The organism is Streptomyces diastatochromogenes (assembly GCF_002242805.1).
GTDB classification, from domain to species: Bacteria; Actinomycetota; Actinomycetes; order Streptomycetales; family Streptomycetaceae; genus Streptomyces; species Streptomyces diastatochromogenes.
Genome location: NZ_MCGQ01000010.1, coordinates 373,751 through 394,348 on the forward strand (window position 1 = coordinate 373,751; position 20,598 = coordinate 394,348).

The 20,598-nt window shown below is 69.9% G+C and carries 13 protein-coding genes and 1 tRNA gene; 3 read left to right on the top strand and 11 right to left on the bottom strand.

The genetic code is table 11. The features are described from left to right. Window positions 1-23: 23 nt before the first annotated feature. Window positions 24-869 (top strand): Fpg/Nei family DNA glycosylase, encoded by an 846-nt coding sequence (locus tag BEK98_RS12365; protein ID WP_094216500.1) that lies wholly within the window; start codon window positions 24-26, stop codon window positions 867-869. A 32-nt stretch (window positions 870-901) separates the two neighbouring features. Continuing rightward, entirely contained in the window at window positions 902-1,666 is a 765-nt protein-coding gene (locus tag BEK98_RS12370; protein ID WP_094216501.1) for an SDR family NAD(P)-dependent oxidoreductase, read from the top strand. Window positions 1,667-1,987: 321 nt separating this feature from the next. On the opposite strand, the gene BEK98_RS12380 is transcribed toward BEK98_RS12370, so the two are convergent. The 9 genes from BEK98_RS12380 to BEK98_RS12420 all read right to left on the bottom strand — a co-directional run bounded on the left by BEK98_RS12380 (window position 1,988) and on the right by BEK98_RS12420 (window position 16,412). Next, window positions 1,988-2,458 (bottom strand): Dps family protein, encoded by a 471-nt coding sequence (locus BEK98_RS12380; protein WP_094216503.1) that lies wholly within the window; start codon window positions 2,456-2,458, stop codon window positions 1,988-1,990. 199 nt (window positions 2,459-2,657) lie between these two features. Next, on the bottom strand, window positions 2,658-3,032 hold the full coding sequence (locus BEK98_RS12385) for a helix-turn-helix domain-containing protein (RefSeq protein ID WP_094216504.1): 375 nt from the start codon (window positions 3,030-3,032) through the stop codon (window positions 2,658-2,660). A 109-nt stretch (window positions 3,033-3,141) separates the two neighbouring features. Further along, complete coding sequence (locus tag BEK98_RS12390; protein WP_094216505.1) at window positions 3,142-3,687, bottom strand: CinA family protein; 546 nt, start codon at window positions 3,685-3,687, stop codon at window positions 3,142-3,144. After that, the gene (gene pgsA, locus BEK98_RS12395; protein ID WP_094216506.1) at window positions 3,684-4,445 is read right to left on the bottom strand and encodes a CDP-diacylglycerol--glycerol-3-phosphate 3-phosphatidyltransferase; all 762 of its coding nucleotides are present in this window, start codon (window positions 4,443-4,445) and stop codon (window positions 3,684-3,686) included. Before pgsA ends, BEK98_RS12390 begins: the two co-directional genes overlap by 4 nt. Further along, window positions 4,442-5,914, bottom strand: coding sequence for a 30S ribosomal protein S12 methylthiotransferase RimO (gene rimO, locus BEK98_RS12400; RefSeq protein ID WP_094216507.1), 1,473 nt, complete (start codon window positions 5,912-5,914; stop codon window positions 4,442-4,444). The genes pgsA and rimO overlap by 4 nt, the downstream gene beginning before the upstream one ends. Before the next feature lie 93 nt (window positions 5,915-6,007). Further along, window positions 6,008-6,853: a helix-turn-helix domain-containing protein gene (locus tag BEK98_RS12405; protein ID WP_094216508.1), complete on the bottom strand. Its 846-nt coding sequence runs from the start codon at window positions 6,851-6,853 to the stop codon at window positions 6,008-6,010. A 279-nt stretch (window positions 6,854-7,132) separates the two neighbouring features. Then, on the bottom strand, window positions 7,133-9,877 hold the full coding sequence (locus BEK98_RS12410) for a DNA translocase FtsK (RefSeq protein WP_244201845.1): 2,745 nt from the start codon (window positions 9,875-9,877) through the stop codon (window positions 7,133-7,135). A 124-nt stretch (window positions 9,878-10,001) separates the two neighbouring features. Continuing rightward, window positions 10,002-10,682 (bottom strand): response regulator, encoded by a 681-nt coding sequence (locus BEK98_RS12415; RefSeq protein ID WP_094216510.1) that lies wholly within the window; start codon window positions 10,680-10,682, stop codon window positions 10,002-10,004. Window positions 10,683-10,955: 273 nt separating this feature from the next. After that, a complete protein-coding gene (locus tag BEK98_RS12420) occupies window positions 10,956-16,412 on the bottom strand; it encodes a HAMP domain-containing protein (RefSeq protein ID WP_094216511.1) in 5,457 nt (1,818 codons plus the stop codon). A 410-nt stretch (window positions 16,413-16,822) separates the two neighbouring features. On the opposite strand from BEK98_RS12420, the gene BEK98_RS12430 reads away from it, so the two are divergent. Continuing rightward, window positions 16,823-19,579, top strand: a complete 2,757-nt coding sequence (locus tag BEK98_RS12430) for a SpoIIE family protein phosphatase (RefSeq protein ID WP_094216512.1) — start codon at window positions 16,823-16,825, stop codon at window positions 19,577-19,579. A 73-nt stretch (window positions 19,580-19,652) separates the two neighbouring features. On the opposite strand, the gene BEK98_RS12435 is transcribed toward BEK98_RS12430, so the two are convergent. Continuing rightward, window positions 19,653-19,725, bottom strand: a tRNA-Thr gene (locus tag BEK98_RS12435). A gap of 85 nt (window positions 19,726-19,810) precedes the next feature. Continuing rightward, window positions 19,811-20,473, bottom strand: a complete 663-nt coding sequence (locus BEK98_RS12440; RefSeq protein WP_094216513.1) for a DegT/DnrJ/EryC1/StrS family aminotransferase — start codon at window positions 20,471-20,473, stop codon at window positions 19,811-19,813. Window positions 20,474-20,598 lie beyond the last annotated feature (125 nt).

Sequence of the window (20,598 nt, forward strand, 5' to 3'; positions counted from 1 at the left end):
CCCCACCGTGGCACCCTTGACGCATGCCCGAAGGTGACACGGTCTGGCAGGCCGCGAAGCGGCTGCACGAGGCCCTCGCGGGCAAGGTGCTGACCCGCAGCGACTTCCGGGTGCCGAAGTACGCGACGGTCGACCTCACGGGCCGTACGGTCCTGAGCACGACCCCGCGCGGCAAACACCTGCTCACCCGCTTCGAGGGCGATCTGACCCTGCACACGCATCTGCGCATGGAGGGCGCCTGGAAGGTGTACGGCACGGGCGAGCGCTGGCGGGGCGGTCCGGCGCACCAGATCCGGGCGATCCTCGGCACCGCCGACCGCACGGCCGTCGGCTACCGCCTCCAAGTGCTGGAGTTCCTGCGCACCGGCGAGGAGGAGCGCGTCGTCGGCCATCTCGGCCCCGACCTGCTCGGCCCGGACTGGGACCCCGAGCGCGCCCTCGCCAACCTCCTCACGGACCCCGCCCGCCCCCTCGGCGAGGCCCTGCTCGACCAGCGCAATCTCGCCGGCATCGGCAACGTCTACAAGAGCGAGCTGTGCTTCCTGCTCGGCGTGACGCCCTGGCTGCCGGTCGGCGCCCTGCCCGCGGACCGCGCCGCCAAGCTGCCCGCCCTCGCCAAGAAGCTCCTGGAGGCCAACCGCGACCGCCCGGTCCGCCAGACCACGGGCCTGCACCGGCAGGACCTGTTCGTGTACGCCCGCGCGCCCCGCCCCTGCCTGCGCTGCCGCACGCCGGTCCGGGTGGCCGACCAGGGCGACGGATCCCAGGAACGCCCCACCTACTGGTGCCCGTCCTGCCAGACGGGCCCCGCACCGGCACCGGGAACGGCACAGCAGTGGCGCAACCGCTATCCCCGTCCAACTAATTGACGGACCGTCAGAAACGCTCGTACCGTCCCTGTATGCCCCTCAAGGCGTACGACCTCACCGGACGCACCGCGTTCGTCACCGGAGCCGCCGGCGGCATCGGCCGGGCGTCCGCCGTCCTGCTCGCGGCGGCGGGAGCCGCGGTGCACTGCGCCGACCTGGACGCGGACGGCCTGCACGGCACCGCCAAGCTGATCGAGGACCGCGGCGGCACGGCCCGTACGCATGTCGTCGACGTCACCGACCGGACCTCTCTCGCGGAGGCCGTCCGTTCCTGCGGACGCCTGGACGTCATGGCCGCGATCGCCGGGATCATGCACAGCAGCCCGGTCCTGGAGACCCGGGACGAGGACCTGGACCGGGTCCTCAGCGTCAACTTCAAGGGTGTGCTGTACGCCTGCCAGGAGGCGGCCCGACTGATGCTCGCCCACGACACCCGGGGCAGCATCGTCACCATGGCCTCCGGCGCGGTCGACACCGGCGGCCCCGGGCTGCTCTGCTACGGCGCGGCGAAGGCGGCCGTGGTCCAGCTGACGAAGACGCTGGCCTCCGAGGTCGGCCGGCACGGCATCCGGGTCAACGCGGTCGCACCGGGCTGGATCCGAACCCCCATGACCGACCGTCACGACCGGGCGGCGCAGGCGCACACCGAGTCGCTGATGGCCCGGATGTCCCCGCTGGGCCGGGTCGGCGAGCCGGACGACGTCGCGCACACGGTGCTGTACCTGGCGTCGGACGCGTCGGCGTTCACGACGGGTCAGATCCTGCGCCCGAACGGGGGCGTGGCGATGCCCTGGTAGCGTCCCCCGCCCGCCAGGCAGCCGCCCACCGCCCCGTTTCCACGGCCCCCACCGCCCGTCTCTTGGACACACAGTGCACAGGGAGCACGCTCAGCCCCCATCCGCTGACCGCGACGGCCCCTTCGAGTACCCCGGCGCCCGACCCCACGGCGATCCGCAGCACCGCCCACCACCACACCGCCCCCAGCACGAGAACGGGCCCCCAGCGCAGTATCCGCCCCACCATGGCCGCCACCTCCAGCGGGAAGCTAGAACGCCTCGTGACCCGCACGGGAGGCGCACCGAGGGCTCACCGATGCAACACCGGGCACTCCGGCACGCTCACGCGTTCTCCGCCTGGAACATCCAGTGATGCTTCTCCAGGTCCGCGGTGATGCCGATGAGGATGTCCTGCGACACCGGATCGGCCTCCCCGGTCGCCTCGACCCGCTCCCGCATCCGGGTGATCACCGCACCGAGGGCGTCGACCATCGTCCGGACCGCGTCCGTGTCCTTGACCCAGCCGGCCGGGGCGGTCCCGATGCCGCTGCCGGAGGCCACCGTGGCCGCGCGCCCGTCGGGTGGGACCCCGAGGGCGGATGCCCGCTCGGCCACCGTGTCGGAGTGCGTTCGGGCGGAGTCGACGACCTCGTCGAGCTGGAGGTGGATGGACCGGAAGCGGGGTCCGACGACGTTCCAGTGGATCTGCTTGGCGACCAGGGAGAGGTCCACCAGGTCGACGAGGGCGCCGTGCAGCGCCTCGGACACGGTCTTCAGATCGTGATCGGGCAACGGGCTCTTCACGACGTACATCCGGTTTCCTCCGGTGGTTCGGCGCCGGCACGTCCCTCCACGATGACCGCCCAGTCGAATACCGGCAAATGGAGGCAAAAGAGACATGAATCACACGCCCGGACCACACGAAAGCCCCGGCCGGGCTTCCCCAGGTCTCCCTGGACAAGCCCGGCCGGGGCTTCACACGTTCGGGGTCGCTAAGCCGCGTACGCGGACGTCACGCGGCGACCACGTCCACCGCACCGGCGGGCGCCTTGATGGTCACCCGTTCCGGTGGCACACCGGCCACCGACACGGAACCCAGCACCGGACGGACCGGCGTGGGCACGGGCTCGGTGGCCGTGGCGGACTGGGCCAGCTCGGCGAGCGCGAGTTCGTCGCTCACCTCTCGCATCAGTTCCGACATCCGTACGTCCAGCGCGTCGCAGATGGCGGAGAGCAGCTCGGAGGAAGCCTCCTTCTGCCCCCGCTCCACCTCGGAGAGATAGCCGAGTGAGACTCGGGCGGACGAGGAGACTTCGCGCAGAGTACGGCCCTGGCGTTGGCGCTGCCGACGCAGCACGTCACCAAGCAGGCGACGGAGCAGAATCATCGGTGGCTCCCTCCTCGGACCGCGTAGCCGCATCCTTCTCGCCCCACCGTACCGCCTTGCGCCGCGGCCGTGCGGGGAGCGATGTCGTGTTCACTCAGGGCTGCAAACATCAAAACCCCCCGTTCCGTTCCGTATCCTGTGCCCGCTCATTCCCGGTCTGTTCGCCCGCAAGCTCCCTCAGGAGCAGTGCGAGTACGCTCCGTACACTCTCCATACGAATTTCCGCACGGTCGCCGTTCAACCGCAGCGCCGCCACTTTTCCGCCACCGGCAGAACCGGAGCTGGAGGTGAGCGGCCCGTCGACGGCCACGAAGACCGTCCCGACGGGCCTGCCGTCCTGCGGTTCGGGCCCGGCGACACCGGTCGTCGCAATCCCCCAGTCGGCTCCCAGGGCCTTGCGCACCCCGGCCGCCATCTGGGCCGCGACCTGCGGATCCACCGCACCCTGCGCCGCCAGCAGAGTGGCGTCGACCGCCAGCAGCTCGTGCTTCAGCTCGGTGGCGTAGGCGGTGACCGAACCCCGGAAGACCTTGGACGCCCCGGGGACGGCCGTGATCTCCGCCGCGACGAGACCACCGGTGAGCGACTCCGCGACGGCGAGGCTCTCGCCCCTCACGGTCAGTAGTCGCACCACTTCGGTGGCCGGGGAACTCACGCTTCCTTCTCCTCCAACGCTGCCGCGCGCTCGGCGATTCCCTGCCGGCGCAGCACAATGGCTTGTCTCACGTAGTCGAGACCGGTGACGACGGTGAGGACGACCGCCACAGCCATCACCCAGAACCTCAGGGTGGCCAGCCACCCCGTCAGTGCCAGGACGTACATCCCGACGGCCACGCCCTGGGTGAGCGTCTTGAGCTTGCCGCCCCGGCTCGCGGGGATCACGCCGTAGCGAATGACCAGAAAACGCATCAGCGTGATGCCGAGTTCCCGACCGAGGATCACGGCCGTCACCCACCACGGCAGATCGCCCAGGGCGGACAGACAGATGAGCGCCGCCCCCATGATCGCCTTGTCGGCGATGGGGTCGGCGATCTTCCCGAAGTCGGTGACCAGGTTGTAGGTGCGCGCCAGATGCCCGTCGAACAGGTCGGTGATCATGGCGACGGCGAAGGCCGCCCAGGCCAGCGAGCGCCAGGCCGGGTCGTAGCCACCGCCCGCCAGCATCAGCGCCACGAATCCGGGCACCAGCACCAGCCGGAGCATCGTCAGCAGATTGGCGACGTTCCACACGCTGGCCTGGTTGACGGCCGCGGCCGCGATCTTCGCGCCACGCGGGGGCTTCACGCCTTCGCCGGCGGAGCCGGAAGCAGTACCGGAGACCTCGGACGCAGCGCCGTCGGCAGCGGCGGCGGAACCCCGCGCGCCCTGCGCGCCGGAGGAGCCGCCCGCGGCGGATGCCGGGACTCCGGTCATCTGCCCGCCTCCTCACTACACGCGAGCGAGCCGGTCAGCGGCTCGGCGACCAGGTCGACACCTTCCGTACCGACCACCTTCGCCTCGACCATACGTCCGACGCTCAGGCCCTCGCCGCTCGTGAGCAGCACCTGGCCGTCGGTCTCCGGCGCCTGGTGCGCGCCACGGCCGTACACGCCCTCCTCCTCGTCCACGGACTCCACGAGGACGTGCACGGTCTGCCCGACGCGCTCCTCGGAGCGCTGGGAGACGAGGTCCTCGGCGAGCCGGGAGATGTGGGCCAGGCGCTCGGCGACGACGTCCTCGTCGAGCTTGTTGTCGTACGTGGCCGCCTCCGTGCCCTCCTCGTCGGAGTAGCCGAAGACACCGATCGCGTCCAGGCGGGCGCCGGTCAGGAAGCGCTCCAGCTCGGCCAGGTCCGACTCGCTCTCGCCGGGGAAGCCGACGATGAAGTTGGAGCGCACGCCGGCCTCGGGGGCCTTGCTGCGGATGGTGTCCAGCAGCTCCAGGAAGCGGTCGGTGTCACCGAAGCGGCGCATGGCGCGCAGCACGTCGGGCGCGGAGTGCTGGAAGGACAGGTCGAAGTAGGGGGCGACCTTCGGGGTCGACGTCAGTACGTCGATCAGGCCCGGGCGCATCTCGGCCGGCTGCAGGTAGCTCACCCGCACGCGCTCGATGCCGTCGACCTCGGCCAGCTCCGGCAGCAGGGACTCCAGCAGGCGGATGTCGCCCAGGTCCTTGCCGTAGGAGGTGTTGTTCTCGGAGACCAGCATGATCTCCTTCACGCCCTGCTCGGCCAGCCACCGCGTCTCGTTCAGCACGTCGCTCGGGCGGCGCGAGATGAAGGAGCCGCGGAAGGACGGGATGGCGCAGAAGGAGCAGCGCCGGTCGCAGCCGGAGGCGAGCTTGACCGAGGCGACCGGGGCGCCGTCCAGGCGGCGGCGCAAGGGCGCGCGCGGGCCGGAGACCGGCGCGACTCCCTCGGGGAGGTCGGCCGGGCCGTGACCGGGCAGCGCGACGGAGGCGGCCGACTCCTGGCGCTCGGCCGGGCTGATCGGCAGCAGCTTGCGGCGGTCGCGCGGGGTGTGGGCGGCGTGGATGCCGCCGGACAGGATGGTCTGCAGGCGGTCGGAGATGTCGGCGTAGTCGTCGAAGCCGAGCACGCCGTCGGCCTCGGGCAGCGCCTCGGCCAGCTCCTTGCCGTACCTCTCGGCCATGCAGCCCACCGCCACGACGGCCTGGGTTCTGCCGTGATCCTTGAGGTCGTTGGCCTCCAGCAGGGCGTCGACGGAGTCCTTCTTGGCGGCTTCGACGAAGCCACAGGTGTTGACCACGGCGACATCGGCGTCCGCGGCGTCCTCGACGAGCTGCCAGCCGTCCGCCTCCAAACGGCCTGCGAGCTCCTCCGAGTCCACCTCGTTACGGGCGCAGCCGAGAGTGACGAGTGCGACGGTACGGCGTTCAGGCATGGGCTCAAGACTACTTCGTCCGTCCGACACCCCACGTCGAAGGGGTTGGCCGATCTTGGCCAACCCCTTCACATCCGCTCCCCCAAGGGCCTGTCATCCGGCCTCGGGGTCGCCCTTCGTGTACGTGAGGCGCTCCACAGCGCCCTTCTGGAAGTTGTCCTCGATCTTCTTGCCGTTGACGTACAGCTGGATCGCGCCGGCGTCACCGAGGATCAGGTTGATCTTGGAGCTGTCCTGGAAGGTCTTGGACTCGCCCTGCTTCAGCAGTCCGTCGAAGAGCATCCGGCCGTTGTGGTCCTTGGCGGAGATCCAGCTGCGCCCACCCGCCGCGCTGACCTGGACGGTCACCTTGTCCTGCGGGGCCGCCGCGATGGCGCTGTCGGACGCCTCGGACGTCGGTGCGGCGGGCTTGTCCTTCTTGGGCGTGGGCGAGGCGGCCTTGCTGGGGCTGGCCGTGGGGGCGCCGTCGGCCACCTGCGACTTGGCGTCGTTCCCGCTGTCGCCGCCCTTGAAGGCGGTGAACCCGACGAAGCCGACGACGGCGACGATCGCGGCGACCATGGCCGCGGTCCAGTTGGGCCCACGCCGCTCGGGGCGGATACGTTCCGCCTCGAACAGGGGCGCCGCCGGGGTGGGTGCGGGCCGCCCGCCGTGCGCGGCGTCGTACTGCGCGATCAGCGGTGCGGGGTCGAGGTGTACGGCCCTGGCCAGCGTGCGGATGTGCCCACGGGCGTACACGTCGCCGCCGCAGGGCGCGAAGTCGTCCGCCTCGATGGCGTGCACGATGGCGATACGGACACGAGTGGCGCTGCTGACGTCGTCGACGGTGAGCCCGGCCGCGATACGCGCCTGCATCAGGGCGCGCCCCACGGAGGGACCTGTTTCCTCGGACACGTCTTGGAACGGACGCTCGTCTTCAGGGGAGTTGCCGATGGACACGGGGGCGCCTTTCGAGCGTGTGAGCCACCTGTGCTGGAAGTTCAGTCTAGGGGGGTGTGAAAGGGTGGGGCGACCGGGCGGTGCTATTTGTACGCCATCGGAACGGCTGCTCATCCCAACGGCGGGCCAGGCCCGAAAGCCCACAGTGAGCCCCGAACCTGTCCTCTCGCTCAACTTGACGTGCGACAAAGGGAAACGGTTGCCCGCCGATCTCTAACGGGTGGATCACGGCCGTGCATCCACCCGGCGTAAACCCGACACGCCGGGCGGCCCGTTGCCCTATCCGTCAGCCTCCCCGCGAATCAGCGCGAGCACTCCGTCCAGCTCGTCAGCCTTCACAAGAACGTCACGCGCCTTGGAACCCTCGCTGGGCCCGACGATGTTCCGGGACTCCATCAGGTCCATGAGCCGCCCGGCCTTGGCGAAGCCGACGCGCAGCTTGCGCTGGAGCATGGACGTCGACCCGAACTGGGTGGAGACCACCAGCTCGGCCGCCTGGCACAGCAGGTCGAGGTCGTCGCCGATGTCCTCGTCGATCTCCTTCTTCTGCTTGCTGCCCACGGTGACGTCGTCCCGGAAGACGGGCGCCATCTGGTCCTTGCAGTGCTGCACGATCGCCGCGACCTCGTCCTCGGTCACGAACGCGCCCTGCATACGGGTCGGCTTGTTCGCGCCCATCGGCAGGAACAGGCCGTCGCCCTTGCCGATCAGCTTCTCGGCGCCGGGCTGGTCGAGGATGACCCGGGAGTCGGCGAGCGAGGAGGTCGCGAAGGCCAGCCGGGAGGGCACGTTGGCCTTGATCAGACCGGTGACCACGTCGACCGACGGGCGCTGGGTGGCGAGCACCAGGTGGATGCCGGCCGCGCGCGCGAGCTGCGTGATGCGCACGATCGCGTCCTCGACGTCCCGTGGCGCGACCATCATCAGGTCGGCCAGCTCGTCCACGATCACCAGCAGGTACGGGTACGGCTGGAGTTCCCGCTCGCTGCCCTCCGGCAGCTTCACCTTCCCCTCGCGGATGGCCTCGTTGAAGTCGTCGATGTGCCGGTAGCCGAAGGCCGCCAGGTCGTCGTAGCGCAGGTCCATCTCGCGTACGACCCACTGGAGCGCCTCGGCGGCCCGCTTGGGGTTGGTGATGATCGGCGTGACCAGGTGCGGGATGCCCTCGTAGGCGGTCAGCTCGACGCGCTTGGGGTCGACCAGGACCATACGGACGTCCTCGGGGGTCGCGCGGACCATGATCGACGTGATCAGGCAGTTGATGCACGACGACTTGCCGGAACCGGTGGCTCCGGCGACGAGGATGTGCGGCATCTTCGCGAGGTTGGCCGTGACGTAGCCGCCCTCGACGTCCTTGCCGAGCGCCACCAGCATGGGGTGGTCGTCCTCGGATGCGTCCGCGAGGCGCAGCACGTCGCCGAGGTTGACCATCTCCCGGTCGGTGTTCGGGATCTCGATGCCGACCGCGGACTTGCCCGGGATCGGGCTGATGATCCGCACGTCCGGGCTGGCCACGGCGTACGCGATGTTCTTGGTCAGCGCGGTGATCCGTTCCACCTTCACGGCGGGGCCGAGCTGGACCTCGTAGCGGGTGACGGTCGGGCCGCGGGTGAACCCGGTGACGTCGGCGTCCACCTTGAACTCGGAGAAGACGTTGCGCAGGGAGTCGACGATCGCGTCGTTCGCCTCGCTGCGCGCCTTGCCGGGGCCGCCGCGCGTGAGGAGGTCGAGCGACGGCAGCGCGTAGGTGATGTCCCCGGAGAGCTGGAGCTGCTCCGCGCGCGGGGGCAGGTCACGGGGCTGTTCGGGGGCCGCCTTCGTGAGGTCGGGGACGCTCGCGACCTTGAGCCTCTTCTGCTTGGGGCGCGCGGCCGGCGCCGGAACCGGCGCCGGCTTGGGTTCCGACGACGGCGCGGGTACCGGTGTGGTCTCCTCGCGGTCGCCCACGCTCACGCCCTGGGTGAGGTCGGCGACGAGCGGGGACGGCGGCATGCCGTGCAGGACGGCACCGTCGAGGGCGGCAGCGGCGGCCGCCGCGACGTCCACCGCGTCCATCTGGCGTTGCAGATCGGGCTGGGGCACCGCGGAGCGCCTGGGGCGGCCGCGGCGCTGCGAGAGGGCCTCCTCCTCGGCGTTGTCGGGGTCGTACGCCTGGGGGGCGCTCCGGCGCTTACGGGGGCGCGCGGGCAGCGCCTCGCGCCACTGCTCGTCGTAGCGCGCGTCGTCCTCGGAGGGCTCGTACTCCTCCGGGTCGGGCAGCAGGCCCAGGCGCACGCCGAGCGCGCGCAGCCGCTGCGGGATGGCGTTGACCGGAGTGGCGGTCACCACCAGCAGCCCGAAGATCGTCAGCAGCACGAGCAGCGGTACGGCGAGCACCTCGCTCATGGTGTACGTCAGCGGGGTCGCCGCCGCCCAGCCGATGAGGCCGCCGGCGTCCCTTATGGCCTGCATGCCGTCGCTGCGGGCGGGTGAGCCGCAGGCGATGTGGACCTGGCCGAGGACGCCGATGACGAGCGCGGACAGGCCGATCACGATCCGGCCGTTGGCCTCCGGCTTCTCCGGGTGCCGGATGAACCGTACGGCGATCACCGCGAGCAGTATCGGCACCAGCAGGTCGAGCCGGCCGAAGGCGCCGGTGACCAGGATCTCCACCAGGTCGCCGACGGGACCGCGCAGATCGGCCCACGTACCGGCGGCGACGATCAGCGCGATGCCGAAGAGCAACAGCGCGACGCCGTCCTTGCGGTGGGCCGGGTCGAGGTTCTTCGCACCCTGCCCTATGCCCCGGAAGACGGCGCCGACGGCGTGCGCGAGACCGAGCCAGAGGGCGCGCACGAGTCGGTACACGCCCCCCGTGGGATTCGGTGCCGGCTTCGGGGGCGCGGCCTTCTTCGCGGGGGCCTTCTTGGCCGCCGCTTTCTTCGCCGGGGCTTTCTTCGCGGCGGCCTTCTTCGCCGGAGCCTTCGCGGGAGCGGCCGCCTTCTTCGCGGGCTGCTTCTTGGCTGCGGAGGGACGTGAGGCCATGGGTGTGAGGTTACCGGGGGAGACGACAGCGGACACGTGTGCCCACTGCTTCACCCGTTCGTGTCGCCCTTGCCGGGGCGCGGAGCTGACGCACGCTCATGGGCAACTCCGCTCCCGGCGGGCGTCAGTTCTGCGAAGGCACCGACGCGGTGCCGCTGCCCGCGCCGGGCTCCAGGGCGTCGAGCGCGCGGCGCAACCCGGTGAGTTTGCGTTCCAGATGGGCGGCCGTGGCCACCGCGGCGGCGTCCGCGGACTCGTCGTCCAGCTGCTTGGACAGCGCCTCCGCCTGCTCCTCGACGGCCGCGAGCCGCGCGGACAGCTCGGCGAGCAGCCCGGCCGACTCCTTGCCGCCGACCGCGCCCTTGCCGCCGCCCTCCAACTGGAGCCGCAGCAGCGCCGCCTGCTCCCGCAGCTGGCAGTTCTTCATGTACAGCTCGACGAAGACGGACACCTTCGCGCGCAGCACCCACGGGTCGAACGGCTTGGAGATGTAGTCGACCGCGCCCGCCGCATAGCCCCGGAAGGTGTGGTGGGGACCGTGGTTGATCGCGGTGAGGAAGATGATCGGGATGTCCCGGGTCCGCTCCCGCCGCTTGATGTGCGCGGCGGTCTCGAAACCGTCCATGCCCGGCATCTGGACATCCAGCAGAATGACCGCGAAATCGTCCGTGAGCAGTGCTTTGAGCGCTTCCTCCCCGCTCGATGCCCGCACCAGCGTCTGATCGAGCGCAGAGAGGATGGCCTCCAGCGCCAGCAGATTCTCCGGCCGGTCATCGACCAGGAGGATCTTGGCCTTCTGCACCATGGCCCGCCCTCCTCGCCCCGGCGGTACACCGGGCGCCGCCCCAGGGGACGACTCCCTTTCGCCGCCCGTCCTTGTGCCGGTCATCGTAGCCGCACCCCGCCTGTCGCCACACCCTGTCACCGCGATGTCACTGTGCACGCAACGGAAACGCGGCGCGAGACCGGAAGGTTCCCGGAATCCGGGATTCCCACACGTCCCCGGCCCCTTTCCACCGACAACTCCGAGTGCACACCCAGGGTTCCCGCAGCGTTCACATCCGCCCCGGTCATACTGTCACTCCGCACGCATCCACTGCCGCATGACGGCCAGCAGATGGTCGGGGTCGACCGGCTTCGTCACATAGTCGGAGGCGCCCGACTCGATCGCCTTCTCCCGGTCGCCCTTCATCGCCTTCGCGGTCAGCGCGATGATCGGAAGCCCGGCGAACTGCGGCATCCTGCGGATCGCCGTGGTCGTGGCATACCCGTCCATCTCGGGCATCATGATGTCCATCAGCACCACCGCCACGTCGTCGTGCTGCTCCAGCACCTCGATGCCCTCACGGCCGTTCTCGGCGTACAGCACCGACAGCCCGTGCTGTTCCAGGACGCTGGTGAGCGCGAACACGTTGCGGATGTCGTCGTCGACGATCAGCACCTTCTCGCCGCCGAACCGCACCGCACGGGCCGACTGCGGTGTGCTCTCCTGCTCGGCGATCGTCACCCATCGCTCGGGCCGATGCTCGGACGGCAGGTTCCGGCGGCGGCGCCGGAACAGCGCGGCGGGCCCGTTCTGCGTCTCCTGGTACGACTTCACCTCTGCCGGCGTCTCGATCTCCACGGCGGTCAGCTCCGAGGACAGCCGGGCCTCGGAGGCGACCAGCTCGACCGCCTCCAGCGGGGTCACGGACTGCTGGTAGCCCTGCGGCGGGAGTTCGCTCGGGTGCAGCGGCAGGTACAGCGTGAACGTCGAGCCACGGCCCGGCTCGCTCTGCGCGTGGATCTCACCGCCGAGCAGCTGCGCGATCTCCCTGGAGATGGACAGGCCGAGGCCGGTGCCGCCGTACTTGCGGCTGGTCGTGCCGTCCGCCTGCTTGAACGCCTCGAAGATCACCCGCATCTTGCTGGCCGCGATACCGATGCCGGTGTCGGTCACCGAGAACGCGATCAGCGGCGCGTCCGGATCGCTGAGCGAGCCGGCCTCCAGCAGCTGCTCCCGGATCACCTGCGGCACACCCGCACCGGCGGGCCGGATCACCAGCTCCACCGACCCCGAGTCGGTGAACTTCACCGCGTTCGACAGCAGGTTCCGCAGCACCTGCAGCAGCCGCTGCTCGTCGGTGTGCAGGGTCGCGGGCAGCTCCGGGGAGACCCGTACGGACAGGTCCAGGCCCTTCTCCGCGGTCAACGGCCGGAAGGTGGCCTCCACGTAGTCCACGAGCTGGACGAGCGCGATACGCGTCGGGGAGACGTCCATCTTGCCCGCCTCGACCTTCGACAGGTCGAGGATGTCGTTGATCAGCTGCAGCAGGTCGGAGCCCGCGCCGTGGATGGTCTCCGCGAACTCGACCTGCTTCGGGGTGAGGTTGGTGTCCGCGTTGTCGGCGAGCAGCTTGGCCAGGATCAGCAGCGAGTTGAGCGGCGTACGCAGCTCGTGCGACATGTTGGCGAGGAACTCGCTCTTGTAGCGCATCGACACCGCGAGCTGCTCGGCGCGCTCCTCCAGGACCTGCCGGGCCTCCTCGATCTCGGTGTTCTTCACCTCGATGTCCCGGTTCTGCCGGGCCAGCAGCTCGGCCTTCTCCTCCAGTTCGGCGTTGGAGGCCTGCAGCGCCTTCTGCCGGTTCTCCAACTCGGCCGACCGCTCGCGCAGCTGCTCGGTCAGCTCCTGCGACTGCTTCAGCAGCAGCTCGGTCTTGGTGTTGACCGAGATGGTGTTGACGCTGGTCGCGATCATCTCGGCGATCTGGTTCAGGAAGTCCTTCTGGATCTGCGTGAACGGCGTGAAGGACGCCAGCTCGATCACACCGAGCACCTTGCCCTCGAAGAGCACCGGCAGCACGATCACCTGCGCGGGCGGGGCCTCGCCGAGCCCCGAGGAGATCTTCAGATAGCCGCTCGGCGCGTTCTCGACCAGGATCGTGCGCTTCTCCTGGGCGGCCGTGCCGATCAGCGCCTCACCGGGCCGGAACGACGTCGGCATGGAGCCCATCGAGTAGCCGTACGAGCCGAGCATCCGCAGCTCGTAGCGGTCCTCGGCGTCACCGCTGAGGTCCTGACCGTCCATCAGCGGCATCGTCAGGAAGAACGCGCCGTGCTGCGCGGAGACCACCGGGGTCAGCTCGCTCATGATGAGCGAGGCCACGTCCTCGAGGTCCCGGCGGCCCTGCATCAGTGCGGAGATGCGGGCGAGGTTGCCCTTGAGCCAGTCCTGCTCCTTGTTCGCGATCGTGGTGTCGCGCAGGTTGGCGATCATCTTGTTGATGTAGTCCTGGAGTTCCTGGATCTCGCCGGAGGCGTCGACGTCGATCTTCAGGTTCAGGTCGCCACGGGTCACCGCGGTCGCCACGCGCGCGATGGCGCGCACCTGCCGGGTCAGGTTCCCGGCCATCTCGTTCACCGACTCGGTGAGGTCCCGCCAGGTTCCGTCGACGTCACGCACGCGTGCCTGACCGCCGAGCTGTCCCTCGGTGCCCACCTCACGGGCCACACGCGTGACCTCCTCGGCGAAGCTTGACAGCTGATCAACCATCGTGTTGATCGTCGTCTTCAACTCAAGGATCTCGCCGCGGGCGTCAATGTCGATCTTCTTCGTCAAGTCACCCTTGGCGATGGCCGTGGTGACCATGGCGATGTTGCGCACCTGACCGGTCAGGTTGGACGCCATCTGGTTCACGGACTCGGTGAGGTCCTTCCACGTACCGGCCACACCCGGTACGTGCGCCTGGCCGCCCAGGATGCCGTCCGTGCCCACCTCACGGGCCACCTTGGTGACCTGGTCGGCGAACGAACTCAGCGTCTTCACCATGGTGTTGATGGTGTCGGCGAGCTGCGCGACCTCGCCGCTCGCCTCGATGGTCACCTGCCGCGTCAGGTCACCGTTGGCCACCGCCGACGCCACCTGGGAGATGTTCCGCACCTGCATGGTCAGGTTGTTGGCCATCAGGTTGACGTTGTTGCTCAGGTCCTTCCAGATGCCCGTGACACCCGGTACGTGCGCCTGGCCGCCCAGGATGCCCTCCGTGCCCACCTCACGGGCCACCCGGAGCACCTGCTCGGCGAAACTGGACAGCTGATCAACCATGGTGTTGACCGTCGTGACGAGTTCAAGGATCTCGCCCTTCGCGTCAACAGTGATCTTCTTGGACAGGTCGCCCTTGGCGACCGCGGTCGTGACCTCGGCGATGTTGCGCACCTGGATGGTCAGGTTGTTCGCCATGAAGTTGACGGACTGCGTGAGGTCCTTCCAGGTACCGGAGACGCCCTGGACCTCGGCCTGACCGCCGAGGATGCCCTCCGTGCCCACCTCGCGGGCCACTCGCGTGACCTCCTGGGCGAACGACGACAGCTGGTCGACCATCGTGTTCAGGGTGTTCTTCAGCTCAAGAATTTCCCCGCGCGCGTCCACGGTGATCTTCTGCGAGAGGTCACCACGGGCCACGGCGGTGGCCACCTGGGCGATGTTGCGCACCTGGGCGGTGAGGTTGCCGGCCATGCCGTTCACCGAGTCGGTGAGGTCCCGCCACACACCGGCCACACCCGGCACCTGCGCCTGACCGCCGAGCCGGCCCTCGGTACCCACGTCCCGGGCGACCCGGGTCACCTGGTCGGCGAAGGCGGAGAGCTGGTCGACCATCGTGTTGATGGTGTTCTTCAGCTCCAGGATCTCCCCGCGCGCGTCGACGTCGATCTTCTGCGAGAGGTCACCGTTGGCCACCGCCGTCGTCACCTGGGCGATGTTGCGCACCTGCGAGGTGAGGTTGCCGGCCATGAAGTTGACGGAGTCCGTCAACTCCTTCCAGGTGCCCGAGACACCGTCCACCCGGGCCTGACCGCCCAGCCGGCCCTCCGTACCCACGTCCCGGGCCATGCGGGTCACCTGGTCGGCGAAGCTCGACAGCTGGTCCACCATCGTGTTCACGGTGTTCTTCAGCTGGAGCATCTCGCCGGAGACGTCGACGGTGACCTTCTGGGAGAGGTCACCGTTGGCCACCGCCGTCGTCACCTGGGCGATGTTGCGCACCTGACCGGTCAGGTTGCGGAACGCGGTGTTGACGGAGTCCGTCAGGTCCTTCCACGTACCGGCCGCACCCGACACCTGCGCCTGGCCGCCCAGTTCACCCTCGACGCCGATCTCCCGCGCGACCCGGGTCACCTCGGCACCGAACGCCGACAGCTGGTCCACCATCCCGTTGACGGTGTTCTTCAGCTCCAGCATCTCGCCGGCCACGTCCACGGTGACCTTCTGCGACAGGTCACCGCTGGCCACGGCGGTCGTCACCGCGGCGATGTCCCGCACCTGCGTGGTCAGGTTCCGGAACACCGTGTTGACGGAGTCCGTCAGGTCCTTCCAGGTACCGGCCGCGCCCGGCACGTTCGCCTGCCCGCCGAGCCGGCCCTCCCCACCGACCTCGTTGGCCACACGCGTGACCTCGTCCGCGAAGATCCGCAGCGTCTCGGTCATCTGGTTGATCGTCTCGGCGAGCTGCGCGACCTCGCCACGCGCCGGAACCGTCACCTTCTGCGACAGGTCACCGTTCGCGACCGCGGTGGTGACCTGTGAGATCCCCCGCACCTGCGCCGTCAGGTTGCCCGCCATCGTGTTGACGGAGTCGGTCAGCTCCTTCCACACGCCGGCCACCCCGGGCACCTGCGCCTGGCCGCCCAGGATGCCCTCGGTGCCCACCTCACGGGCGACCCGGGTCACCTCGGAGGAGAAGGAGGACAGCTGCTCCACCATCGTGTTGACGGTGTTCTTCAGCTCCAGCATCTCGCCGGCGACATGAACCGTGACCTTGCGGGACAGATCACCCCGCGCCACCGCCGTCGTCACCAGGGCGATGTCCCGCACCTGGGCGGTCAACCGGTTCGCCATCGTGTTGACGGACTCGGTCAGGTCCTTCCACGAACCGGACATACCGCGCACTCGGGCCTGACCGCCGAGCTTGCCCTCGGTGCCGACCTCGCTGGCCACGCGCGTGACCTCGTCCGTGAACGTCGACAGCTGGTCGACCAGATTGTTGACGGTACGGCCGACCTTCAGGAACTCGCCCCGCAGCGGATGCCCGGTGCCGTCGGGCGCCTGGGTGCGCAGGTCCATCCGCGGCGAGAGATCACCCTCGGCAACCGCCGTCAGGACCCGGCTGACCTCGGAGACGGGCCAGACGAGATCGTCGACCAGTGCGTTGGAGTTGTCGATGGCGGCCGCCCACGAGCCCTCGCAGGCGCCTGTCTCCAGCCGTTCCGTGAGCTTTCCCTCACGCCCGACCATGCGCCGCACCCGCGACAGCTCACCGGTCAGGTGCAGATTCCGGTCGGCCACCTCGTTGAAGACCGCAGCGATCTCCGACATCACGCCGTCGCCGGACACCGTGAGCCGCTTGCGGAAGTTGCCGTCGCGCATCGACACGAGGGCCGCCAGCAGCCGGTTCAGGGCAGCCGTGTCCACGGCGGTGGTACCGCCGTTCCTGCCCAGGGACGGTCCGCCCTTCGCGCGCGTCTTCGTGCCCCGCGTCGCTGCGCCAGACTCCACTGTGTCCCTCCCGAAGGGGTAGACCATTACTGCCGTGCTCACCGCGTCGGCCCGGCATGCCGATCACCCGGCTTACCTGATACTTCCGCGTACTCGTTACTGCTGGGTATTTCTGCCAGACCAGATCCGGCCACACCAGAGGCTGCTGCCCGCTGTACACGGAACACACGCAGCATGACCGGACCTTCATCAGAAGCTTGCCCAGTGTTTCACCCTGGCCGAACCAGGCCATAACAGTTCGGCAGCTTCGCACATCGTCCGCACACCCTGGGGGCGTAAACACCGGCGACCGGCATCCGCTCGGAGGGCGAAGGTAAGTAACCTTGCATGCGGCTGTCCAGCCGCACCGGTCCGACCGGCCTGGGCGGTGGCACGAGCACGAGCGGGCATCGGAGGGGCGGCCGCAGACCATGACCACCGGACTGATCCCCGGGGGACATTCCCCGGAGCCACGGCCGACGGGCGAACGGATGCCGCAGCAGCGGCGCGAGCCGGCCGGCCATGCAGCCCTGTACGTCGACAACCGGCCGAGGAGTTCTGTGATCACCGCGCGCGCGGCCGCCAGTTTCGAGCCCGTCGGGCGGTCGGTCGCGACCGCCCGGTCCTTCGTCCGAGACACGCTCCAGGGCTGGGGCTTCGCCGACATCGTCGACGACGCGGTGGTCCTCACCAGCGAGTTGGTGACCAACGCGGTGGTACACGCGGGCACCCACGCGGAAGTGCTGTGCCTGCGCACCGAGGACGGCGTGCGCATCGAGGTCTCGGACCGCTACCCGGAGCGCGAAGTCCCCCTCCAGGCCTCACCCGCCTCCATGGGCAGCCCCGACCGCGAGGGCGGCCGCGGCCTGCAACTGTGCGCGGCTCTGGCCGCCCGCTGGGGCGTGGACTACACCCCCACCCACAAGAACGTCTGGTTCCATCTCGACCTGCCCGAGCGCCCGGTCGGCACCCGCGCCGCCGGCCCCTCCCTGCCCGCCGACCTCCTCCCGCTCGCCGACGGCCGGGTGCGCGTCGCGGTCCTCCAGATCGACCGGAAGGGCTCCATCAGCGCCTGGAACGAGGACGCGGAGGAACTGTTCGGCTACCCGTCCGCCGAGGTCATCGGCAAACCCCTCACCGACCTCGCCGCCTGGCCGCACACCCCGGGCACCGGCACCGGCATCGCCGAGGCCCTCCAGCTCTCACGCTGGGAAGGCAGTTACGGCGTCCGCGGCGCCGACGGCCGGGTGGCCCCGGTCTACGCCTCCCACCTCAGGGTCCGCGACACCGGCGGCGAACCCTCCACCGTCTGCCTCCTGGTACGCGACCACGAACGCGCCGTCCTGCAGACACCGTTGCGCGTCCCCACCACCGACCAGACAGCCGGCTCCGACGGCCAGAGCACCGACCCCTTCGAGGTGTTCATCGGCTCCCCCGCCCCGGACGACCTCGACGGCCTGCTGCAGCGCACCGTCGAGCGGGCCCGCGACATGCTCGACGGCGACTCCGCGTTCCTGCTCCTCGCCACCGACGACGAGACCGAGCTGGAGGTCCGCGCCTCCACCGGCCTGCCCTCCGCCCGCCAGCGCTTCGCCCGCGTCCCGGTCGAGGCCGGCCCCGGCCGCTACGGCTCCGCGCGCATGCCCGCCGTCCACGACGACCTCAACGCCGTACCCGGCGCCGTACCGCTGCTGTCCGGCACCGGCATGCGCTCCGTCGTCACCGTCCCGCTGAAGGTCGAGGGCCGCCTCACGGGCTCCCTCGGCGTCGCGGCCGAGGCGCCCAGCCGGTACTCCAACGAGGAGGCGCTGCGCCTGCAGTTCGCCGCCGACCGGATCGCCCTGGCCGTGGAGTCGGCCCGCCTCGGCGAGCTGGAGCGGCTGCGCCGCGGCTCCCTGAGCTTCTTGGTCGAGGCCTCCGACCTGCTGGCCGGGACCCTGGACCGTGACCAGACCCTGGCTCTGATGGCCCAGATGACGGTCCCGACCCTGGCCACCTGGTGCGCCGTCTACACGATCGCCGACCAGGCCTCCGAGCCGTACCTCTCGTACGTCCTGCACGAGGACGAGGAACTCATCGACGGCATCAAGTCGTTGCTGTCGAAGATTTCCCCGCCCGACCCGGTACCGACGCCCGGCGCCCGCGTCTGGACCGCCCCCGGCGAGGTGGCCCACCAGGCGGCCCTGCGCTCCTCGATGCGCAGCCTCGGCCTGGCCGGTGGCCCCACCCACCAGGTCGCCGCGGGCATCGGCCCGACGCTCGCGACCGCCTCCGCCGTCGGCGGCGAGACGGTCGTCCTGCCGCTCGTCGCCCGCAACCGCGTCATCGGCATGCTGACCCTCGGCAAGCCCACGGACGAGCACTTCCGGCAGGAGATCCTCGAACTGGCCGAGGACCTGAGCCGCCGGGCCGCACTCGCCCTGGACAACGCCCGCCTGTACTCGGAGCGCACGGCCATCAGCCAGGCCCTTCAGCGCAGCCTGCTGCCGCCCGGCACGCCCCACATCGACGGTGTCGAGGTCGAGGTCATCTACCGTGCGGCCGGCGAGGGCAACGAGGTCGGCGGCGACTTCTACGACCTCTTCCCGATCGGCAACGGCGCCTACGGCTTCGCCATCGGCGACGTCTGCGGTACGGGCCCGAACGCGGCGGCGGTCACCGGCCTGGCCAGGCACGCGCTGCGCCTGCTGGCCCGCGAGGGCTTGTCCGGCCCCGCAGTCCTGGAGCGCCTGAACTCCGCGATCCTCGACGAGGGCGACCGCAGCCGCTTCCTGACGCTGCTCTACGGCGAGTTGCGGCCGCAGGCGGACGGCAGCGCCGAACTGAAGGTGGTCTGCGCCGGCCACCCGCTTCCGCTGCGGCTGCGCCAGGACGGCACGGTGGCGGCCGCGGCCGAACCCCAGCCGCTGCTCGGCGTCATCGAGGACCTGGAGCTGTACGAGGAGACGGTGACCCTCGACCCCGGTGACGTCCTCCTCTGCGTCACGGACGGCGTCACCGAACGCCGCGAAGGTACGCGCATGCTGGGCGACGACGGCCTCGCCGACGTCCTCACCACCTGCACGGGCCTCACGGCGGGCGCGGTCGCGGCACGCATCATGCGCGCCGTGGAACGCTTCGCGTCCGACGCCCCGTCCGACGACATGGCGATTCTGGCGATGCGGGTCCCGGGGCTTCACAAGGACTGAGGCCCCCGGGCCCGCCCGGGCATCCGGACATACGAAGAAGGCCCCGCCCGATAGGGCGAGGCCTTCTTTGCTGAGCCCCCAAACGGAATCGAACCGTTGACCTTCTCCTTACCATGGAGACGCTCTGCCGACTGAGCTATAGGGGCCTTGTCGCTTTCGAGGTTTCCCTCGCGGCGACAAGAAAAGAGTACCCCGAACAGGCCGGAGTTCCCAAATTCGTTCGGTGCCCGTTCAGAAGGCGGGCTGGAGCAGTCCGCCGAGGGCGTTGCAGGCAGAGACGATCCGCTGCATCTCACGCTTCGTCAGCGAGGCGTCCACGGGCAGCGCCAGCGTCTCGTCCGCGGCCCGCTCGGTTTCCGGCAGCGCCACACAGCGCCGGAACTCGGGCAGTCGGTGCACGGGCGTCTTCACGGGAACACGGCATTCAACTCCCCTGGCCCGCAGGGCCCGGGCGAAGGCATCGCGGTCCGGCCGGCCATTGCCCGGCACCCGCACCACGTACTGCTGGAAGGTGTGCCCGTCGCCCCCGTCCGGGGTGCTCACGCCCTTCAACTTGGCGTCCAGATAGGCGGCCCGCTCCCTGCGCTGCGCTATCTCGTCGTACGGCGCCTCGGACTCGCCCTGTTCCAGGACGAGCAGCCCGTGCCGCTGTCCGACCTCGTGCAACCGTGTGATGTCGGCGTGCCGACCGAAGCGGTGCACGACAACGACCGCAGCCGTATGGGGAGTTACGGCCGCCTCCACAGCGGACGGGTCAAGGCAGTAGGTCACCGGATCTATGTCGGCGAACACCGGGAGCGCACCCGCCAGAGCCACGGCCTCGGCGACCTCGACGTTCCCGAAGGCCGGTACGACGACCTCGTCACCGACTCCGACGCCGGCGGCCCTGAGCATTGCAGCAGTACCCATGTGCTGGATGCTCGGCGCACAACGTGAACGACACGTTAAGCACAACGTAAAAAGGCCGGACCCCGAACCGAAGTTCAGGATCCGACCTTTTCAAAATTTGTTCGGCGGCG

What these genes read in the sequence shown, in the direction of transcription:
- BEK98_RS12365 (WP_094216500.1), top strand. Translation starts at nt 24, where the DNA reads ATGCCCGAAGGTGACACGGTCTGGCAGGCCGCGAAGCGGCTGCACGAG.
- BEK98_RS12370 (WP_094216501.1), top strand. Translation starts at nt 902, where the DNA reads ATGCCCCTCAAGGCGTACGACCTCACCGGACGCACCGCGTTCGTCACC.
- BEK98_RS12380 (WP_094216503.1), bottom strand. Translation starts at nt 2,458, where the DNA reads ATGTACGTCGTGAAGAGCCCGTTGCCCGATCACGATCTGAAGACCGTG.
- BEK98_RS12385 (WP_094216504.1), bottom strand. Translation starts at nt 3,032, where the DNA reads ATGATTCTGCTCCGTCGCCTGCTTGGTGACGTGCTGCGTCGGCAGCGC.
- pgsA (WP_094216506.1), bottom strand. Translation starts at nt 4,445, where the DNA reads ATGACCGGAGTCCCGGCATCCGCCGCGGGCGGCTCCTCCGGCGCGCAG.
- rimO (WP_094216507.1), bottom strand. Translation starts at nt 5,914, where the DNA reads ATGCCTGAACGCCGTACCGTCGCACTCGTCACTCTCGGCTGCGCCCGT.
- BEK98_RS12410 (WP_244201845.1), bottom strand. Translation starts at nt 9,877, where the DNA reads ATGGCCTCACGTCCCTCCGCAGCCAAGAAGCAGCCCGCGAAGAAGGCG.
- BEK98_RS12415 (WP_094216510.1), bottom strand. Translation starts at nt 10,682, where the DNA reads ATGGTGCAGAAGGCCAAGATCCTCCTGGTCGATGACCGGCCGGAGAAT.
- BEK98_RS12430 (WP_094216512.1), top strand. Translation starts at nt 16,823, where the DNA reads ATGACCACCGGACTGATCCCCGGGGGACATTCCCCGGAGCCACGGCCG.
- BEK98_RS12440 (WP_094216513.1), bottom strand. Translation starts at nt 20,473, where the DNA reads ATGCTCAGGGCCGCCGGCGTCGGAGTCGGTGACGAGGTCGTCGTACCG.